This is a genomic window from Kineococcus arenarius subsp. arenarius (genome assembly GCF_050871845.1).
Lineage (GTDB): Bacteria > Actinomycetota > Actinomycetes > Actinomycetales > Kineococcaceae > Kineococcus.
The window spans coordinates 1-4,239 of the sequence record NZ_JBJLSE010000162.1; the positions used below are offsets into that span (position 1 = coordinate 1).

General features: G+C 74.9%; 4 protein-coding genes and 1 tRNA gene. 2 read left to right on the plus strand and 3 right to left on the minus strand.

What is annotated here, in order from left to right; all coding sequences use genetic code 11:
- Nucleotides 1-59 precede the first annotated feature (59 nt).
- The 3 genes from ACRYM0_RS20415 to ACRYM0_RS20425 form a co-directional block, all read right to left on the minus strand.
- Nucleotides 60-551 carry a methylated-DNA--[protein]-cysteine S-methyltransferase gene (locus ACRYM0_RS20415; protein ID WP_432507681.1) on the minus strand — a complete coding sequence of 164 codons (492 nt, stop codon included), beginning with the start codon at nt 549-551 and terminating at the stop codon, nt 60-62.
- Between the two features lie 14 nt (nt 552-565).
- Nucleotides 566-2,041 carry a malate:quinone oxidoreductase gene (locus ACRYM0_RS20420; protein ID WP_432507682.1) on the minus strand — a complete coding sequence of 492 codons (1,476 nt, stop codon included), beginning with the start codon at nt 2,039-2,041 and terminating at the stop codon, nt 566-568.
- A 107-nt stretch (nt 2,042-2,148) separates the two neighbouring features.
- Nucleotides 2,149-3,303: a PrsW family intramembrane metalloprotease gene (locus ACRYM0_RS20425; RefSeq protein WP_432507683.1), complete on the minus strand. Its 1,155-nt coding sequence runs from the start codon at nt 3,301-3,303 to the stop codon at nt 2,149-2,151.
- A 49-nt stretch (nt 3,304-3,352) separates the two neighbouring features.
- Here ACRYM0_RS20425 and orn point away from each other — a divergent pair, with 49 nt between their 5' ends.
- Both orn and ACRYM0_RS20435 read left to right on the plus strand, forming a co-directional pair.
- On the plus strand, nt 3,353-4,018 hold the full coding sequence (gene orn / locus ACRYM0_RS20430) for an oligoribonuclease (protein ID WP_432507684.1): 666 nt from the start codon (nt 3,353-3,355) through the stop codon (nt 4,016-4,018).
- Between the two features lie 104 nt (nt 4,019-4,122).
- A tRNA-His gene (locus ACRYM0_RS20435) sits at nt 4,123-4,198 on the plus strand.
- Nucleotides 4,199-4,239: the final 41 nt, after the last annotated feature.

The following is a 4,239-nucleotide window of genomic DNA, read 5'->3' on the forward strand; positions in this document are numbered from 1 at the left end:
GGTGATCAAGGAAGTTGCAACTTCCTTGATCACCGAGGGTCCGGAGGGGGTGGGAGGGGTCAGAAGAGGCGGCCGGCGTCGTCGGCGGCGGGTTCCTCCAGGGACAGCAGGAACCGCTTGCGCCACAGCCCGCCCGCGTAGCCCGTCAGGGCGCCGTCCGCGCCGACGACCCGGTGGCAGGGCACCACCACCGACAGCGAGTTGCGCCCGTTGGCGGCACCCACGGCCTGCGCGTACCCCGGCCCGCCCAGGGCACGGGCCAGCTCGCCGTAGCTGCGCGTGGCGCCGTACGGGATCTCGAGCAGCACCGCCCGCACGCGCGTCTCGAAGGCGTCCCCGCGCGGGGCCAGCGGCAGGTCGAACGCGGTGCGGCGCCCGGTGAAGTACTCCGCCAGCTGGGCGGCGACGTCGGCGAAGGCGTCGTCGTCGCGCTCGCCCAGGTCGGCCGGGCGCCCGCCGCGGTGGTCGGGGTACCAGACCCCCACGAGACCGTGCTCGTCCCGCGCGACGGTCAGCTCCCCCAGCGGGGAGGGCAGCAGCCCGTGGCGCACCGCGACGGCGCGGCTCAGGCGGCCAGGTGCAGCGCGTCGGCGGTGCGCGCCAGCGTCTTGACGAGCAGGTCGGGGTCGTCGGACAGCGGGCGCCCGTAGGAGGGCACCATGCCGACGAGGCGCTCGCGCCAGGCGTCCTGGTGCGCCGGGAAGCACTGCCGCAGCAGCCGCAGCACGACGTCCACGGCGGTGGAGGCACCCGGGGACGCGCCCAGCAGCGCGGCGACGGAGCCGTCGGCGGCGTTGACGAGCTCGGTGCCGAACTGCAGCACGCCGCCGCGCGGGCCCTTCTTGATGACCTGCACGCGCTGCCCGGCGGTCAGCAGCTCCCAGTCCTCGGAGCGGGCGTCGGGGTAGAACACCTTCAGCGCCTCGATCCGCTGCTCCGTGGACTGCGCGAGCTGCTTGGCGAGGTAGGTCATCAGCGGCACGTTGTCGCGGGCCACGGCGAGCATCGGCAGCAGGTTGTCCGGCTTCACCGACAGCGGCAGGTCCAGCAGCGAGCCCTTCTTCAGGAACCGGGGGGAGAACCCGGCGTAGGGCCCGAACATCAGCGAGCGGCGGCCGTCCATGACGCGGGTGTCCAGGTGCGGCACGGACATCGGCGGAGCGCCGACCTCCGCCTGCCCGTAGACCTTCGCGGCGTGCTGCTCGACGACCTCGGGCCGGGTGCAGCGCAGCCACTGCCCGCTGACGGGGAAGCCGCCGAACCCCTTGCCCTCGGGGATCCCGCTGCGCTGCAGCAGGTGCAGCGCTCCCCCGCCGGCACCGACGAACACGAAGGGGGTGGCGACCTCGAAGGAGCCGCCGCCGGTGGCGGTGCCCTTCACCGTCCACCCCGACCCGCGCCGGGTCAGGTCCGAGACGGCGTGGCCGGTGAGCAGCTCCACGCCGCGGCCGGCCGCGCCGGTCAGCAGCGAGCGGGTCAGGGCGCCGAAGTCCACGTCGGTGCCGGCGGCGGAGCGGGTGGCCGCCACCCGCTCGCCGGGGTCGCGCCCGGCCATCAGCAGCGGCGCCCAGCGCCCGATCTCGGCGTGGTCGGTGGACCACTCCATGCCGGCGAACAGGGGGTGCTGCGACAGCGCCTCGTGGCGGGCCCGCAGGAACTCCACGTCGCGCGAACGCACGAAGCTCATGTGGGCGACGGGGTTGATGAAGGACCCCGGGTCGGCCAGCACGCCCGTCTCGACCAGGTGGGCCCAGAACTGCCGGCTCACCTGGAACTGCTCGTTGATCGCGACGGCCTTGGTGATGTCCACGGTGCCGTCGGGCCGGGCCGGGGTGTAGTTCAGCTCGCACAGCGCCGAGTGGCCGGTGCCGGCGTTGTTCCAGGCGTCGGAGCTCTCGGCGCCGATGGCGTCGAGCTTCTCCAGCACGAGGATCGACCAGTCGGGTTCCAGCTCGGCGAGGACGGTGGCGAGCGTAGCGCTCATGACCCCGCCCCCGATGAGAACGGCGTCGTACCGGTTCGCAGCGGGCAACGGACTCACCCTCGTCTCTCGTGCGGCTCCATCGACCCTGGAAGGTTACGGCCTCGCAGGAGCGCACCGCCGCCGGGGAGGCCGCACGGTGCCCCACGTCACACGTGAGACGCCTCTCACCACCCCTGCGCCGGCCGCGCCGGGGCGGGGGGCGGGGGCAGCAGCGCCAGCACGCGGGCCCGCTCCACGGACAGCCGCTGCAGCAGCGCCAGCTCCTCCTCCGGCGAGCCGGGGTCGGTGCCGCGGCGCACCCGGTCGCGGCGGAAGGCCAGCGCGGTGGCGGTCTCCTGGAAGTCGCGCACGGCACCGGCGGCCGGGCGCCCGCCGGCGTCGCGGGCGGCCAGGCGGGCCGAGCGGCGCGCGCGCGGCGAGGACAGCACGCGCACCTCCTCCGGCAGGAGCCAGCCGGTGCGCACGTACACCTGCAGGGAGCGCCCGACCAGGCGCGCCTCGCGCGCCCGGGCCGCCAGGGCCACGCCCAGCGCGGCGACGAACACCGGCACCTGCAGCAGCAGGTACAGCTCGACGAACACCGTCACGCCCGCCCCGGCGCTGGCGTTCCACAGCGAGTGCAGCCCGACGGCCAGCACGAGCCCGGCCACCGGCGCCCCGACCCGCGCCGGCAGCGGCCCGCGCCCGGCCGCCAGCCCCAGGCCCACCCCGACGGCCATGGTGAACAGCGGGTGCGCGAACGGCGAGACCAGGCAGCGCAGCACGAAGACCGCGACCAGCGAGGCGGGTTCGCCGTCGCCGAGGGCGCGGCCCAGGTACAGGACGTTCTCCAGGTAGGCGAAGCCCACCCCCACGAACGCGGCGTACACGATGCCGTCGACCACGCCGTCGAACTGCCGGCGCTGCTTGAGCAGCACCAGCAGGACGCCCAGGCCCTTGAGGACCTCCTCCACGACGGGCGCCACGAGCACGGAGGTGTTCGTCACGTCGCCGACGGCGCGGTCCAGCAGGCGCGAGGACAGGGAGTTGAGCACCAGGGCGCCCAGGCTGGCCACGCACGCCCCCCAGCCGAAGGCGAAGGCCAGCAGGTGCGGGGGCTCGGCCTCGTGGCGGTCCAGCCACATCACGGCGGCCAGCACGGGCCCCACGGGGACGGCGGCCAGGGCCAGGGCGGGCAGCGCCCCGGAGAGCCCGACCTCGGCGGTGACGGCCCCGAAGCTGAGCCCCCCGCACACCAGCAGGACGGCGACGGTGAGCACCAGCAGGGAGCGCCGGGGCGCGAGCGCCACCGCGGTGCTGCTGGGGGGGTCCGCCGGCACCCCGCGAGCGTAGCCGCGAGCCCGCGGGCCCGCTGACTACGCTGGGCGGGTGAGCAGCTCAACGCCGGCCGGGACCGGCGACCGCGTCCAGGACCGCATCGTGTGGATCGACTGCGAGATGACCGGGCTGGACCTGGGTCGCGACGCCCTCGTGGAAGTGGCCGTCCTCGTCACCGACGCCGACCTCAACGTCCTCGGGGACGGCGTGGACGTGGTGGTCAAGCCGCCGCAGGAGGCGCTGGAAGGCATGGACCGCGTCGTGGTGGACATGCACACCTCCTCGGGCCTGCTGGCCGAGCTGCCGGCGGGGCGGACCCTGGCCGAGGCGGAGGACGAGGTCCTGGAGTACGTGCGCCGGTGGGTGCCCGAACCGCGCAAGGCGCCCCTGGCGGGCAGCTCGGTGCACACCGACCGCGCGTTCCTGGCCCGGGACATGCCGCGCCTGACCGAGCACCTGCACTACCGGCTCATCGACGTCTCCTCCGTCAAGGAGCTGGCGCGGCGCTGGTTCCCGCGGGTGTACTTCCACACCCCCCGCAAGCACGGCGGGCACCGGGCGCTCGCGGACATCCGCGAGAGCATCCAGGAGCTGAAGTACTACCGGGAGGTGCTGTTCGTGCCGCAGCCCGGGCCGGACTCGGACACGGCCAAGGCCGCCGGGCAGCGCCTGGAGCTGAAGCCGGAGCCGGAGCCGGAGCCGACCCCGGAGGCCTGAGCCGCAGGCCCGCACGGCCCAGCGGCGCCCCGCGGCGTTCGGGGCGGGCGCCGCGCGGCGTGTATGCTCAGCGCGTCACGCCGTGCCCCGCACGACGTCACGTGGTGGGTGTAGCTCAGCTGGTAGAGCACCTGGTTGTGGTCCAGGAAGTCGCGGGTTCAAGTCCCGTCACTCACCCCACGGGAGGAGGGCCCCTGACCTGCGGAAGCGCAGGTCAGGGG